Source organism: Nocardia anaemiae NBRC 100462 (assembly GCF_001612725.1).
In the GTDB taxonomy this organism is placed as follows: domain Bacteria; phylum Actinomycetota; class Actinomycetes; order Mycobacteriales; family Mycobacteriaceae; genus Nocardia; species Nocardia anaemiae.
Genome location: NZ_BDAZ01000074.1, coordinates 1 through 14598, shown reverse-complemented (window position 1 = coordinate 14598; position 14598 = coordinate 1). Strand labels below are relative to the sequence as shown.

14 protein-coding genes, 1 tRNA gene and 2 pseudogenes are annotated in these 14598 nt (G+C 64.9%); 10 read left to right on the top strand and 7 right to left on the bottom strand.

What is annotated here, in order from left to right; all coding sequences use genetic code 11:
* Positions 1–21: 21 nt before the first annotated feature.
* Together NA5_RS38880 and NA5_RS33920 are read left to right on the top strand one after the other, a co-directional pair.
* On the top strand, positions 22–1029 hold the full coding sequence (locus NA5_RS38880; protein WP_245672536.1) for a GTP cyclohydrolase II: 1008 nt from the start codon (positions 22–24) through the stop codon (positions 1027–1029).
* Positions 1030–1514: 485 nt separating this feature from the next.
* Positions 1515–3347, top strand: coding sequence for an AMP-dependent synthetase/ligase (locus NA5_RS33920; RefSeq protein ID WP_062993118.1), 1833 nt, complete (start codon positions 1515–1517; stop codon positions 3345–3347).
* Positions 3348–3399: 52 nt separating this feature from the next.
* Here NA5_RS33920 and NA5_RS33915 read toward each other — a convergent pair whose 3' ends face one another.
* Positions 3400–3936 (bottom strand): YbhB/YbcL family Raf kinase inhibitor-like protein, encoded by a 537-nt coding sequence (locus NA5_RS33915; protein ID WP_062993117.1) that lies wholly within the window; start codon positions 3934–3936, stop codon positions 3400–3402.
* 18 nt (positions 3937–3954) lie between these two features.
* Entirely contained in the window at positions 3955–5349 is a 1395-nt protein-coding gene (locus tag NA5_RS33910) for a M20/M25/M40 family metallo-hydrolase (protein WP_281201773.1), read from the bottom strand.
* 159 nt (positions 5350–5508) lie between these two features.
* Between NA5_RS33910 and NA5_RS33905 the strand changes: the two genes are divergently transcribed.
* Complete coding sequence (locus NA5_RS33905; protein WP_062993115.1) at positions 5509–6384, top strand: lysophospholipid acyltransferase family protein; 876 nt, start codon at positions 5509–5511, stop codon at positions 6382–6384.
* Between the two features lie 3 nt (positions 6385–6387).
* Here the strand turns inward: NA5_RS33905 and NA5_RS33900 are convergent, their stop codons facing one another.
* Positions 6388–6744, bottom strand: a complete 357-nt coding sequence (locus tag NA5_RS33900; RefSeq protein WP_062993114.1) for a winged helix-turn-helix transcriptional regulator — start codon at positions 6742–6744, stop codon at positions 6388–6390.
* A gap of 155 nt (positions 6745–6899) precedes the next feature.
* On the opposite strand from NA5_RS33900, the gene NA5_RS33895 reads away from it, so the two are divergent.
* Positions 6900–6984, top strand: a tRNA-Leu gene (locus NA5_RS33895).
* 736 nt (positions 6985–7720) lie between these two features.
* On the opposite strand, the pseudogene NA5_RS42615 reads toward NA5_RS33895, so the two are convergent.
* Positions 7721–8620: pseudogene (locus NA5_RS42615) on the bottom strand (recombinase family protein); the annotation flags it as partial.
* A 729-nt stretch (positions 8621–9349) separates the two neighbouring features.
* Complete coding sequence (locus tag NA5_RS41520) at positions 9350–9640, bottom strand: hypothetical protein (RefSeq protein WP_169811403.1); 291 nt, start codon at positions 9638–9640, stop codon at positions 9350–9352.
* Positions 9641–9688: 48 nt separating this feature from the next.
* Here NA5_RS41520 and NA5_RS41950 point away from each other — a divergent pair, with 48 nt between their 5' ends.
* The 5 genes from NA5_RS41950 to NA5_RS33865 are packed head-to-tail and all read left to right on the top strand — an operon-like array spanning position 9689 to position 13491.
* On the top strand, positions 9689–9868 hold the full coding sequence (locus NA5_RS41950) for a hypothetical protein (RefSeq protein ID WP_218020219.1): 180 nt from the start codon (positions 9689–9691) through the stop codon (positions 9866–9868).
* Between the two features lie 15 nt (positions 9869–9883).
* Complete coding sequence (locus NA5_RS43375) at positions 9884–10117, top strand: tyrosine-type recombinase/integrase (RefSeq protein WP_218020220.1); 234 nt, start codon at positions 9884–9886, stop codon at positions 10115–10117.
* 4 nt (positions 10118–10121) lie between these two features.
* Complete coding sequence (locus tag NA5_RS33875; RefSeq protein ID WP_062993111.1) at positions 10122–10442, top strand: helix-turn-helix domain-containing protein; 321 nt, start codon at positions 10122–10124, stop codon at positions 10440–10442.
* Between the two features lie 47 nt (positions 10443–10489).
* Positions 10490–12259, top strand: a complete 1770-nt coding sequence (locus tag NA5_RS33870; RefSeq protein WP_174555303.1) for a site-specific integrase — start codon at positions 10490–10492, stop codon at positions 12257–12259.
* Positions 12260–12291: 32 nt separating this feature from the next.
* On the top strand, positions 12292–13491 hold the full coding sequence (locus tag NA5_RS33865) for a DUF6236 family protein (RefSeq protein WP_157110792.1): 1200 nt from the start codon (positions 12292–12294) through the stop codon (positions 13489–13491).
* Positions 13492–13589: 98 nt separating this feature from the next.
* On the opposite strand, the gene NA5_RS33860 is transcribed toward NA5_RS33865, so the two are convergent.
* Positions 13590–13862, bottom strand: coding sequence for a hypothetical protein (locus NA5_RS33860; RefSeq protein WP_062993109.1), 273 nt, complete (start codon positions 13860–13862; stop codon positions 13590–13592).
* A gap of 11 nt (positions 13863–13873) precedes the next feature.
* Between NA5_RS33860 and NA5_RS33855 the strand changes: the two genes are divergently transcribed.
* Positions 13874–14176: a hypothetical protein gene (locus tag NA5_RS33855; protein WP_062993108.1), complete on the top strand. Its 303-nt coding sequence runs from the start codon at positions 13874–13876 to the stop codon at positions 14174–14176.
* A 311-nt stretch (positions 14177–14487) separates the two neighbouring features.
* Here NA5_RS33855 and NA5_RS43370 read toward each other — a convergent pair.
* A pseudogene (locus NA5_RS43370) lies at positions 14488–14580 on the bottom strand (hypothetical protein); the annotation flags it as partial.
* Positions 14581–14598 lie beyond the last annotated feature (18 nt).

The window sequence follows — 14598 nt, the reverse complement described above, 5'->3', positions numbered from 1 at the left end:
CCCATGTATCGGAGGACCAGCGTGACCGAAGCGGCGTCTAGCCTCGATGAGACCGGGCACCGCTTGACCCGCCGGGGTCGCGAACTACAGGTCGGGGTCGTGCCGATACCGCACAGCGTCGATGGCGGGCACGCACTGGTCTTCGGTCAGGCGACACACGGATCCCCCACAATCAGCGATGGCTGTCTGGTCCGGATCCACTCTCGCTGCCTCTACGGTGACGCGCTGCGGTCCGACGACTGCGACTGCGGCCCCGAACTCGATATGGCCATGGACATGATCCAGCACGAGGGCGCGGGCGTGCTGATCTATCTGGAACAGGAGGGCCGCGGCGCCGGGCTGATCAACAAGGCCCGTGGGCTACAGACCAGCGAACGCTTCGACCTCGACACCTTCGCCAGTTATGCGCGACTGGAGCTGAGCGCGGACTCGCGGTCCTACGAGTTGGCCGCCCGATGCCTGCGTGACCTCGGGCTCACATCGGTGCGGCTGCTGACCAACAATCCCGACAAGGTGGAACCGCTGGAGCGGGCCGGACTCACGGTGACCAGGGTGCCGCTGCACACCTGGCCGCGCAGCGAGCGGGCACGAAAATATCTGCAGGCCAAACGGCGTCATCGCGGACACCACATCCCGCGACTGCCGGCTGTTTCGCCGGTCGAGCACGTCGGCCGGGAGCGACGCACCCGTATTCACCTGGCATCCGTGGCGATTCCGGTGATGGCGCTGCCCTCGGCGCTGCTCGGATACCTGGGCGTCGCCACGATTTCGGCGGCCACGGGCTTGGTGGTGCTGGGTCTTTGCATGTGGCCCGACCGGCGTGGGTACCGACCCGCTCGACGAATCCGCCCCGCGGCGCGTCGATCGGTGGTCGATGTCGAGCGGCCGTGCTATCGGTATCCGGACCTGGGCGAGGTATCGGGTGACATCGGCGCGCCAGCAGAATCCAATCCTGCGGCACCTCGCCGGATCGGCCGCCGACGTGCTCGCACAATGGCGAACGCCGGTGCGCACCACGTCGGTGCGTAACTGCCGAATTCCCCATCGCGACCAGCCAGTGAATCCGTCTGCGAGTCAAGACATTCGGACCTCCGGGCGGCACGGACATCGGTAGCGCGAGCGCGCCGATGTCGCTCGATCGACCTGGCGCGGCGAAATCGGCGTGGGGAAGCGCTGCGGCCGAAAGCCTGCAGAGTCTCGGACTCATCGCAGTGCGACTGCTCACGAACAATCCCGCGAAAGTCGACCGATCGCTTCGCCGGATCTGGCTGCGAGGCGCGAATCTGCCGTAGAGGCGCGATAAAGGGGTCCGATTCGTCCGTATCGAAGTAACGCACACGATTACCCCGCGCTGGCTACCATGAGTGAGCCGCGCCACATGGTGTCATCCCACCGTGTGACACGATGAGATAGAGTCGCTTGCAATTTATCAGGAGCAGCGGTTCTCGAACCGTGTGGAAAACCATGCGGTCGCGCCGGGCGCGGTTCACGCAGAGATATCGGGAAACGGGAAGATGACGACAACAGAAATCGGTTTCGCGCACGAGTCCGGCAAGACGGTGTACACGATGCCGGAGGCATTCCAGGAGACCGTGAAGCTGCGACCGGAGCAGGTCGCGTTGCGCACGGTCGGCGGCACCACGGAGATCAGCTGGCGCGAATACGGCGAGCGGGTGCGCACGCTGGCGGCCGGACTCGCCGGACTCGGCGTCGGCCACGGCGACACCGTCGGCATCATGCTCACCAACCGGCCCGAATTCAATCTGATCGACACGGCCGCACTGCATCTGGGCGCCACCCCGTTTTCGATCTACAACACCAGTTCCCCCGAACAGATCACGCATCTGTTCACCAACGCGGAGAACAAGGTGGTGATCACCGAGCGCGCCTTCCTCGACGTGATCAAGGGCGCGGGGGTCGAACTCGAGCACATCGTGCTGGTGGACGGACCGGCCGCCGATACGGTCAGCCTGGCCGATCTCGAGGCGAATCCGGCGGCCGATTTCGATTTCGACGCCGCCTGGCAGGCGGTCACCCCGGACGACCTCGCCACGCTGATCTACACCTCCGGCACCACCGGCCCGTCCAAGGGCGTGGAGATCACCCACCGCAATGTGCTTGCCCAGATCATCGCGCTGGTCAACGGCCCGCTGCGGGTCGGCTTCGACGATCGCGCCATCTCCTACCTGCCCGCCGCGCACGTCGCCGACCGCATCTCCGGACATGCCATCAGTTTGCTCACCGGCATCCTGATCACCTGTGTGCCGGATCCGCGCGAAATCGCCGCCGCGCTGCCGGACGCACGCCCCACCATCTTCTTCGGTGTGCCCCGGGTGTGGCAGAAGATCAAGGCCGGTATCGACGGCAAGCTCGCCACCGAAGCGAGCCCGGTGAAGAAGGCGCTGGCCACCTGGGCCATCAATACCGGCGTCGCCGCCGCGCGCGCCGATCTAGCGGGTAAGGGCCGCAGCCCGGTGCTCGCCGCGCAGTACAAGGTCGCCGACGCGCTGGTGCTGTCGAAGCTGCGGGCCGCGCTCGGCCTGGACAACCTGAAGGTCGCCGCCTCCGGTGCCGCCGCGATCCCGGCCGAAACCCTGGAATACTTCCTCGGACTCGGGTTCACCGTCAGCGAAGTATGGGGCATGTCGGAGACCACCGGTGTGGCCACCTACACCGAATTGGACAAGCCGCGCCCGGGCTCGGTCGGCCGGGCCGTCGAAGGCCTCGAGCTACGGCTCGGCGAGGACGGCGAACTGCTGGTGCGCGGCGCGATCGTCACCCCGGGCTACCGCAAGCAGCCCGATAAGACCAAGGAGGCGCTCGACGCCGACGGCTGGCTGGCCACCGGCGACGTAGCCACCATCGATGCCGACGGCTACGTGCGCATCGTGGATCGCAAGAAGGAACTGATCATCAACGAGTCGGGGAAGAACATCTCCCCGACCAATATCGAGAATGCGGTCAAGGCGGCTTCCTCGCTAGTCGGTCAGGTGGTGGCGATCGGTGAGGGCAAACCGTTCATCTCCGCGCTGATCGTGCTCGATCCCGACACCGCCGCCATCCGTGCCAAGGAAATCGACGCCCCCGCCGACGATCTGGCCGCACTGGCTACCCGCAAGGAGATCCTCGACGAGGTGCTTGCCGCGGTCGTCGCGGGCAACCGCAAGCTGTCGCGAGTCGAGCAGATCAAGCGGTTCACCGTGGTGGGCCAACCATGGGAGCCCGGCGGTGACGAGCTGACCCCCACCATGAAGCTTAAGCGCAATCCGATCGCGGCGAAATACGCCGAGGAGATCGCCTCCCTGTACACCACCCCGCTGCCCGAATCGGTGGTGAACGTCTCCTGACGACCGGTGGCCCTGAGCAAAAGCTCAGGGCCACAGTCATTGTCGGCAGGTGCTAGGCGACCTCGTACTTGGCGACGATGGTGGCGCGCGCCAGGGTGTGGGAGAACAGGTTGAAACCGAGGAAGGCGGGGGTGACGTTCTCGTCGATCTCCAACCGCTCCACATCCACCGCATGCACGACGATGAAGTAGCGGTGGTACCCGTGTCCGGCCGGTGGCGCCGCACCGACGAATCCCGGGAACCCTCCGTCATTGCGCAATGTGACCGCACCCTCGGGCAGCACGCCACCCTCGCTGCCCGCCCCGCGCGGCAGCGAGGTGGTGCCCAGCGGAATATTGGCTACCGCCCAGTGCCAGAAACCGGCGGCTGTCGGTGCGTCCGGATCGTAGACCGTGACCGCAAAACTCTTTGTCCCCGCTGGGAATCCGGACCAGGACAGCTGCGGCGAGACATCCTTGCCGCCCGCGCCGAAGACGCCGCTGACCTGGTCGTTGCCGAAGCTCTCGCCATCGGCGACATCCTCCGAGGTCACCGTGAAGCCGGGCACCTCGGGTAGCGCGTCGTACGGATTGTAGGAGTAGTCGGGCACGATGGGTCCTTTCGATCGTCAGCTGTTCAACAGGAAGTGTTCCAGCACCCGGGTGCCGAATTCGAGTGCCCGCACCGGAACCCGCTCATCGACGCCGTGGAACAGTGCGGTGAAGTCCAATTCCGGCGGCAGCTGCAGCGGTGCGAAACCGAAGCAGCGAATACCCAAGCGGGCGAAGGCCTTTGCGTCGGTACCGCCGGAGAGCATATAGGGCACGGTGCGGCCCTGCGGGTCGTGGGCGAGGATGGCGTCGTTCATCGCGTCGACGAGATGTCCGTCGAAGGTCGTTTCGTAGGAATCGAGTTTGGTGATCCATTCCCGCTCGACATCCGGGCCGATCAGCTCGTCCACCTCACGCTCGAACGCGGCCTGTCGTCCCGGCACCACGCGACAGTCCACGACCGCCTCGGCGGTCTGTGGGATCACATTGGCCTTGTAACCCGCCTGCAGCATGGTCGGATTCGCGGTATCGCGCAGCGTCGCACCGATGATGCGCGAGATCGTGCCCAACTTCGCGAGCTGACCCTCGATATCGGGACTCGACGGATCGAACTCCAGGCCGGTCTCCTCGGCGACCGCGGCCAGGAATTCGGCAACCGAATCCGAAAGCACCAGGGGGAAGGTGTGTTTGCCCAGCCGCGCCACCGCCGCGGCCAGAATCGTGACGGCATTGTCCTCGTGCAGGAACGAGCCGTGACCGGCACGGGCCTTGGCGCGCAACCGCATCCAGCCCAGGCCCTTCTCGGCGGTCTCCACCAGATACAACCTGCGGTCGGTGCCGTCCGGGCGCGGTACGGTCAGCGAGAAACCGCCGACCTCTCCCACCGCCTCGGTGACCCCGTCGAACAGGTCGGGCCGATTCTGCACCAGCCACTGCGAACCCCACTTGCCGCCGTTCTCCTCATCGGCGAGGAAGGCGAAGACGATATCGCGCGGGGGCACCGTGCCCTCGATCTTGAACTGGCGCGCGATGGCCAGCATCATGCCGACCATATCTTTCATATCGATCGCGCCACGCCCCCACACATAACCGTCGCGCACCGCCCCCGAGAACGGGTGCACACTCCAGTCCGCCGCCTCGGCGGGCACCACATCCAGATGCCCATGGATCAGCAGTGCGCCGCGGCTCGAATCGGCCCCCTTCAACCGCGCGAACACATTCCCGCGACCCGGTGCGCCCGACTCCACGTACTCGGTGGTGTACCCCGCCTGATGCAGCTGATCGGCCACCCACTGCGCACATTCGCGCTCACCCTTGGTGGTGGCCAGATCCCCGGTGTTGGAAGTGTCGAACCGGATCAGCGTACTGACCAATTCGACGACCTCGGACACGGCACGAGATGTGGTGTTCGGACCGGATACTTCGCCAGTTGCAGACACGTACCCTTTCCTACCACCTGACACCGCCCGCATGACGCCATAGCGGTACGGGCACGGCCACCGCCGCCGTCACGAGGTGCGCGATCGCCCACGGGTTCGGGTCGATTCACGCTGATCGCAATCGCGAACGCGGTGTGGTCGTGACATTGCGGGGTATGTCTCGGTCGACGCCTTGACCGGAAAGCCGAACCCATGAAGTTGCCGAACCTGCCCTTGCCGCCCATCGACAGCGCGACCGACTGGGTCGCCCGGCAGGTGCGAGCAAGGGTTCCCAAGGCGGATATGAACGATCGGGATCCCGGATTCATCGCCCACACCATCGGACCGTCCTGGCAGCTGGCTCGCGCGTACTTCCGCGCCGAGGTGCGCGGGATCGAACAGATCCCCGAGGACGGGCCGATACTGTTGGTCGGCAACCACTCCGGCGGCAATGTCTCGCCCGAGGCGCTCGTGACCACCCTCGCGTTCGCGCACTATTTCGGACCCGAACGCCCCTTCTATCAACTCGCCCACAATCTGGTGATGGCCGTACCGCTGCTCGGCACATTCCTGTCGCGCTTCGGTACCGTGGCGGCCGATCCCGACAGCGCCAAGGCGGCGCTGCGCAGTGGCGCGGCAGTGCTGGTGTACCCCGGCGGCGACTGGGAGGTGCACCGCCCGACCTGGGAGGAGGACCGGCTCGATTTCGCAGGACGCACCGGATTCCTGCGACTGGCCTGGGAGGAACACGTACCGATCGTGCCGTTCGTGAACTACGGCGCCCAGCAGAACGCCCTGATGCTCACCCGCGGTGACCGGATTGCCCGGCTACTGCGACTCGATCGGACACTGCGATTGAAGGTGTTCCCGATTTCGCTGGCGCTGCCGTGGGGACTGAACATCAGCGACCTCGCCGGGCACATTCCGCTGCCCACGAAAGTGACCGTCGAATTCCTGGCGCCGATCGACCTGCACGAGATGTTGGGATCGGAACTGGATGTGGACCGCGGCTACGAGTACGTCACCGGGATCATGCAGGAGGCCTTGTCGAAACTGGCCGAGGAACGCACCCTGCCGATCCTGGGCTGAGCCTCACGTAGAGAGGTGGACGCGCTCGGCGCCGATCCGGTCGATGCGATCGCGACCCCACGCACCCAGCGGTTCCAGCGCCGCGTTCAAGGCGGTGCCCAATTCGGTCAGCCGGTACTCCACCCTCGGCGGCACCTCGCGGTAGATCTCGCGATCCACGATGCCGTCCTCCTCGAGCTCCCGCAGCTGCTGGATCAGCATCTTTTCCGATACACCTGGCAGGCCGCGGCGCAATTCGCCGAAGCGACGCACGCCATGATTCGCCAACTCCCACAGGATCAGCGCCTTCCACTTCCCGCCCACCACATCCATCGCCGCGTCGATACCGCAGAAGTACGGTCCGGATCTTTTGGCGCCCATCGCTACCCGTCCACATGCGTATCGGTAAGTACTGTCCTGAATAGTAGGTACTCGTCGCCCGCTCCGGCAAGACAGCCGCGCGACACGGACAATTACCAGCTAAACCCGCGATTTGGTCAACGCCGCCACATCCGATAACCTTGCTGAGCACACCGGTCCGGGTGGCGGAATGGCAGACGCGCTAGCTTGAGGTGCTAGTGCCCTTTATCGGGCGTGGGGGTTCAAGTCCCCCTCCGGACACAGACAGTACGCCAACCCGTGGCCGTGGGTTCGTCTCGGCCGTAACCACGTGGTCGTGGTTGTAGGTGAGTTTCAGCCCTAGTTCCCGGTATACCTCCAGCTTGTCGCCGGGGTCGGCGGCCCGCAGTATCACCAGGATTCCACCTAGTGCATCTACCAGTTGACGGATTTCGTCGCGGCTCATTCGTTGAGAATGGACGGCGTGATTCGTCGCTGCCGTGAGTTGAGCGGCCAGGACCGTCCGTTCGCGGTGTATGTCGCTGCTCCACGCGGCGACCATCGCGGGGTCTGCACCGGCTTCTAGAGCGGCGCGGTGTCGGGCGAGTTTGCGGTCGCATTCGGCGATCGCTCGGCGCAGTGGGTCCGATGTCGCCGTCGTATCGGGTTGAGCGGACTCCATCTGAGTCAGTGTGTATTCGACTCTTTCGGGTTCGAACACCTCGGCGAGCCAGTTGTCGATGGGGTCGATGAGCATGTCTTCTTTCAAGAAGACGTTGGTGGGGTGTTCGAGGCTGTTGGCGATGGCGTATTCCTGTGGATAGCGGCATCGGTAGAAGGCCGCGCCGTGGAACCAGTTGCCCTGCATCTTGCGTCCGCAGGCGTGGTGTGTCACGAGGCCCTTGAAGGCATAGGGGTGGGTGCGGCGAACGGTTGCTCGGGGTGATCGTGGGCTTCGCGATGCGAATCGAGCTTGTACCTGCTCGAAGGTGTCTTTCGTGATGATCACGTCGTGCACCGGGTGATCGGAATAGACCCAGTCGGTTTTCCGGTTCCATGCCAGCCGGGTGTCGTGGCCGAGGGCGACGTCGTCCACGTCGATGAGCGACTCCTGCTTGCGCTGCTTGTTCCACACCTCGTGACCGGTGTAGCGGGGATTGGCGAGGATCGCCCGGACAGCGCTCTTGGACCAGGCAGCACCGGAGCGATGCGAATTGCGCTTGCGGTCGTGAGCCGAGGGGCACAAGATCTCGTCGGCTGTCAGGCGCTGCGCGATAGCGAAGATGCCTATCCCCGAAAGGAACTCACTGTAGATGCGTCGCACGACCGGAGCCGTTTGCGGGTCGGCTTCGAGGCGACGCAGTCGTCTTCCCTCGGCGGCCTTGCCGGGGTTGGGATGAGGACCGGCGTCAGCGAGACGATAACCGTAGGGCGGTCGTCCGCCGAGATAACGTCCTTCAACCTGAGCCTGGGCCGCCATCGCCGCTCGGACTCGGATCTTGATCCGACTGCGCTCCCCCTTCGACATACCGCCGAAGACCGACATGATCAGATCGTGCGCCTCGGACTCCGGATCGATCGGACCGCCGACTTCGGGCACCCACAGCTCGACGCCGTAGTGGGTGAACACCGGGAAGGTCAATCCGAACTGGTTGCCGTAGAAGGCACGTTGCGGTTCTCCGATGACGACGGCGTCGAATCCTCGGTCAGGCTGCTTGAGTAACTCGAGCAGCTTGGAGGCTTTCGGGCGACGTTTCCACGGAATTGAGCGCGACTGCCCCACGTCGAAGAATTCGGCGACTATATCGCCGTGCCGCTCGGTCAACGCCCGGGCTCTGGCGAGCTGCCAGTTGCGTGAGGTTTCCGGATCCTGTTGATCTTCGGTGGACACTCGGCCCAGAAATGCGAAAAGCTTCATCAGGCTGCTCGGCTCCCATAGTCGTCTCCTCCGGCTTCCAGACCGGCGAAGTAGTCGGAGGTGATCGCAACATTTCGAACGAGATGTAGTAGCCGGGCTGCGGCGAACGGCGACAGTACCGGTGCGTCGGTTGGTACCGCGACTGTAAGTTCCCTTTCCACAGGCGATTCCGCTGGGATTTCCTCACTTGCATCTTTACCATCGGTCGGATCTGTTTGTGCGGGTGGAATATCCATGCTGGCCCTTCGGGACGGACTCTTGGTTGTCATGCTTCGTTCGGCAGTTCCCGCGCGAGCAAGGGACAAATGTCGCTCGCATTACGGCGCGACGACGGCGACTTCTGTGAAAGCTTGGAGAAGTCGAGTTCTTTTGGTGTGTGGGTCATTTCATCTCCTTTCCTGTGTCGATGTTGTTTCCTTCGTGCCCCGAATGCGGGTCCATGAACGCTCCCTACAACCGGCTGTGTCAAGCGAACCCGGATTGCTCGCGCCACCTGTGCGGGTTCCTGCGCGATGTTCGGCCGCGACTCGTGCGGGACGTGGTGCCGCTGATTCCGGGTCGGGCACATGGGAATCCGGCCGCGCCGCGAACTGGCGACAGCCGCGCATTCGGGCGGCGCGACAGCTGATCTGGTCTTGGCGTCGGGTGTGGGTGTCGCCCCCTCCATCGGGGTGCGTGAATCCGGTCCCCGCGATCGGCGACAGCACCGCGCATGTGGCGAATCCGGGCTCATGTTGCCCGCCCATCGAGGAATACCTCTTGTCCGCTGTCGTCATCGATGTCGTCGTCAGCGAGGTCTGCGGTTGCCGTGGCGGTGTCGCCGGGGTCGGGTTCGGTGAGCGGTGCCAGTGGCCGGACCCGGTCGAGATCGATGTCGGTGTCGACGCTGTCGCTGGTGGCGAGTTCGCTGGGGTCGGTACTGCGTCGCTGTGGCGGCGGGGCGGGTTGCGGATCCGGGAGACCTACATGCTCGACATCCGCGATTAGCGACGCGACCTGGGCGCGTACGGCAAACTGCATGTGCGGTACGGCAAAGGCAGCCGCGGGCGCGGCCCGAAGACTCGGCTGGTGCCAGCGATCAACCAGGTCGGCGAGCTGCTGGATTGGTGGCTGGGCGAGGTGCGGCACCAGTTCGGCGACGACTGGCAGCATCCGGACGCGCCGTTGCTGCCCAGCGAACGCCCCGATCCACATACCGGCTTCTGCGGCCGGGCCGGTGATCACTGCCTGCGGCGTGGGCTGGCTTAGGCGACGGGCCGCTGGCTGCCGACATGGCAGGACCGGCAGACGCCGCACACGCTGCGTCATTACTGTGCGTCGTCGCTGTATGCGCGGGGGCTGGATTTGAAGGCGATCCAGGAGGTCCTCGGACACGAATGGCTCTCGACCACGACCCGCTATATCCATGTCCAGGCCGACCATGTCGAACGCGCATGGGAACGCTCCAACCAGCGGGTATCGGCGCGGTTGGGACTGACGCGGACGGAGACGAGGTGAACCGATGCGGTGGAATCTGCGGATGAAGGCCGCCGAAGCGGGGATCTGGAAGTCGACCGAGATGCGGCGGCGTCTGGCCGAGGCGGGACTGGAGATCAGCGCCGGGAAGATGTCGGCGTTGTGGATCGGTGATCCGACCACGATCCGTCTCGACGATCTGGACGTGATCTGCGCGGTGCTCGACTGCACACCGTCGGATCTGCTGATCTGTGAACCGGGCAAGGTCGCCGCCCGCAAACCCGGCCACGCCGGCACTGGCACTGGCGAGGCGAAGCCGCTGGTCACGCCTCGGCTGGGTCGGCATCGGTCACTGCCACCGGCATGAGCAGACAGCGGCACCGCTGCACCCGATGCGGTGTACGCCCACCGGCGATGCGGGAAGTTCCGTTCTGCTTCGACTGCTGGCCCGGCGGGCCGGTCACCCCGCCGCCGTGTCGGCGATGCGGCTCGATCAGCGATTACTACACCAGTGGACTGTGTGCCCGCTGCCACCCCGACGCCCCCGGAGAACGCACCCCGGCCCGACTGTTGCCGTATCCGATTGCGCCGGTGGTGGATTCGTGTCCCGACTGCTGCGCGTGGGGCGTGCTGCGCACCAACGGCTGGATCTGTGCGGGATGCCGATCCTGGCGGGAGAACCACCCCCGGGTCGCGGACTGCCTGTCCTGCGGTCGACGAGTCGCCGTCGCCGAGAACGGGTCGTGCCGGTTGTGTCACAAGCAACGCGGACTGATCGCACGCCAACTCGACTGCCGCGCAAGTAAATTCACCCTCGTAGAAGCGAATCGAATTGGGCAGCAACTGTTTATCGCCGGGCTGTGGCAACGCAAAGGCTCCGGGCGCGGCACCTATATCCGCACCACGGTAGCGGCGGATCTGTCGCTACTGAGGCCGGTGCCATATCAGCAGCTGACAATGTTCGAGCCGCCCCGCGACCTCGCCACAGGCCGCACACGGGGATTCGTGCCACCACCGGACCCAGCACAGGAAGCGGCCTGGCACGAGTTCGTCCGCTCCCACGCCACTCGCCACGGCTGGAGCGTCTCGGTCACCGAGCAAGTTCAGCGCGTCGTGCGGATCCTGCTGGGCACCCAGGACACCCCCGGCGCGGCGATCCGCGCCTCGGACGTGCTGGCGATGTCCAGCATCGGGCTGCCGGTGCGGCCGGTACTGGACGTGATCACCGCCGCCGACATGCTCGCCGATGACCGCATCGCACCGATCGTGCGCTGGTTCGATACCCAGATCAGCCTGCTGCCCGAACAGATGCGCAGCGAGTTGAACGTCTGGTTCGACATCGCCCGCCACGGCAGCACCGTTCCACCCCGGTTCCTTCCCCGCGCCGAGGTCACCGTGAAAAACCAACTCAGCTTCGCCCTGCCGACCCTGCGTCGCTGGGCCGTCGATCACTCGTCGCTGCGAGAGATCGGCCGCGACGACGTCCTCGCTGCCCTGCCCGCGCAGGGCAGCGCTCGTTCGACCACGCTGCAGGGCCTGCGATCGATATTCCGAATCCTTAAGGCGCGCAAGCTCGCTTTCGTCAACCCGACCGCCCGCATCAGTGTCGCTAAACCACATCCGGTCGCGCCCGCACCGATCGATCTCGACCGGCTGCGGGCAGCACTGACCTCGCCTGACCCCACCTGCGCAGCGCTCGCGGGACTGCTGGCCTTCCACGCCGTGCGCGTACGTCAGCTGATCACATTGCGTATCACCGACATTCACGACGGACGAGTACATCTGCCCGATCGGGCTGTCCCGCTCGCCGAACCGGTCCGCCAACGCGTCAGCGCCTACCTCGACTACCGCAACAGCCAGTGGCCGGACACTGCCAACCCGCACCTGTTCATCCACTACCGCAACGCGACAACCACCACCCCCGTCACCCCATGGTGGATCAGCCGCCGCCTCGGCATGACCGCCCAGTCGATCCGCATGGACCGCATCCTCGACGAAGCCCACGCCACCAGCGGCGACCTGCGACGACTCTGCGACCTGTTCGGCCTGTCGATCGCCGGGCCTACCGCTACACCACCATGGTCGACCACCCCGCCATCGGCGACCTCCCGGCCACCACCGACACGTAAGTCCCGACCGGCAGCCATACCGAGTGACCTCGACCGCCGACCGACGCCGCTATAGTGGCCGAACACCACGTCGAGGAGGGGCACCTGGTGGACCCGATTGCCTTGTACTACCCGTACATCCACATCCGCGACGATGCGTGGCTGAAGTATTCCGCGTTGTACTGGCCGAAGATGGGCAGGCTGTGCCCCCCGGGGTTCCCAGTCAGGGATTCGCGGACAGCCCGCGTGCTCCACGACGAGATCGGCTGGTTGATCGACGTTCCGCCGCCGCCCTGGGCCGGGCGCGTCGTCGGAGGGCCGTTTCTGGATCTGATCCTCACCCACGCCTCTGAACTGCGGAACCGGTTCGGGCTCAACCGGATCGACGATTGGAAGCCGTTGGCGCCCGGCATCTACCAGGATCTGGACCGCTACTACAGGTCGCCCCGCCCGTCGGAACTTCGACAGGCGTTTGACGAACGCTTGAGCTATGTCCACATCAGCAAAGTCGACTACAACCTCGTACGAGCGGCAGTCGAGGCCGGACTGGTGACCACTCTGGACCACGGCACCTGGGTGGGGATGCACCCCGAACTGGCGTCCGTCTATACGTGCGCGCTGACCGAGCAGATTGCCGCTGGGGATCGTCTGCACCCGGTAACCGATCAGATGCTGCCGCATTCCGCGCTGTCGGGATGGACCATGGACCGCTTGGCCCAGGCACTGGTGAACGAGCCTCTCGACAGCACCGACGAATCTCACGCACAGCAGGATCTGGCGGACGCGTTCGCGCTCTTGGCATTCGAGACCGTGGTACCCGCCCACCTCGACACGGTGCCGATCGAGAAGATCGTTGAGGTCCGATCGCGGTTCGGCACCGAACTGGACGCCTTCCGCAACTACGTGACCGAACAGGCGCAACGACTCAGCGAACTCCACGACATACGCGACCTGCCCGTCTTCCAGGAATACCTGCGCACGGAGGTTCAACACGCCGTCAGCACACAACTGGCGCAACTGCGCGAACAGCTGCGCAGCATCGGTCTTGAATCGGCGCGTGCCATGGTCAACGTCAAATCGGTCGCCCTGCCCCCGCTGGTCGGGATGGCAGCCGAAACCATCGGGCTGTCTCCAGCGATCACCGGACCGGCCGCACTGGCCGCCTGTGTGGTCACGGCACCAGCCCAATGGCGCGGACACCGCCGCACAACCATCCAGGAATCCCCGGTCGGCTACCTGTTCCGCATCGACCAGGAACTCAACCCTGCGAAACTGATTGATCGACTCCGGCGGACATGGCCGAGGTGACAGACATACCTCTCTACCCCAGCCGCCCGGCATCAAGCAGCAGTGAGACATACCACCACATCTCCCCGAGTATCGGGAAATCCAAGGTTCGGTGACCATCACGCCACCTCGACCACGTCGAAGTTCCCGTCGGGATTGTCGAAAGATTCGTCGAACATTGGACTTGTGGTGATCAAAGCATTCTCGGTGGGTGAGGCCAGGGATGCGAAGACGGCCCGGTCGGCGCCGACTGCGAGTAGGCCGCTGCCGCGTGCGGCGGAGAGCAGGAATTGTTGTTCGCCCTCGGAGAGCCGGAACGCGGTGGCGACCTCGTCGATGGCTTGGGGGCTTGGCGCAGCAGGATCCGCTGTTCGGCTATTCGGCGTACGCATTGCGACGCGAGATGGATGCCCAGGAAGCCGCGAAGAACGTGGTTGAGAAGGTTGCGGACAAGGTAGTGCCACCCGCGACGCCAGCTGAGGGCGGTCTCGCCGAAGCGACGCGTCCGCAAAGTCTGCTGGGAGCTGACAACGTGATCAAAGCACTCGCCGACTTGGGTGATGCACTCAGTAAGCTGCGCGCCAGCGTCGCGGCACTATTGATCGCGTTCGGCCTCGTCGTATTCGCCGGAATATTCGCAGCCGTCAACGACAAAGTGTCCGACAGCAACACTTCTGGTCCGCAGACCATCACATTGCCACGCTGAGGTGTCGACTCATTCCGCTCGACGGCTATCGCTCCATGCCGATAAAGGAGTACCACGGGTCACATCACTAGGGTCTGCTTACGCAGCACTTGGCCGAAAACGATTGTCAGCCAGCGGGGACCTACAGATGGCCACCAGTGGGGACTTTCTCGGCTCTGGCGCACTTTCGATGGTGGCGTGCTACTCGACCAGGAGGACGCGGCGGCGCAGAAGATCGAAGTTGGCTCTGCCGAACATTTGCCGCTTCAGCATTTCACGCGGTTCACGTTGCCTTCGACAGCACCGCTACTCCACTCCAGCGTGAGGCCGTTGCGAACTGCATCATAGTCTTTGAGCAGGCCATCGGCGAAACTCGCGAGTTGTTTGATGCCGCTGTCCTGGGCGGCGGCGATCCACGTGTCCAAGTGTTTGCCGCCGCGTTT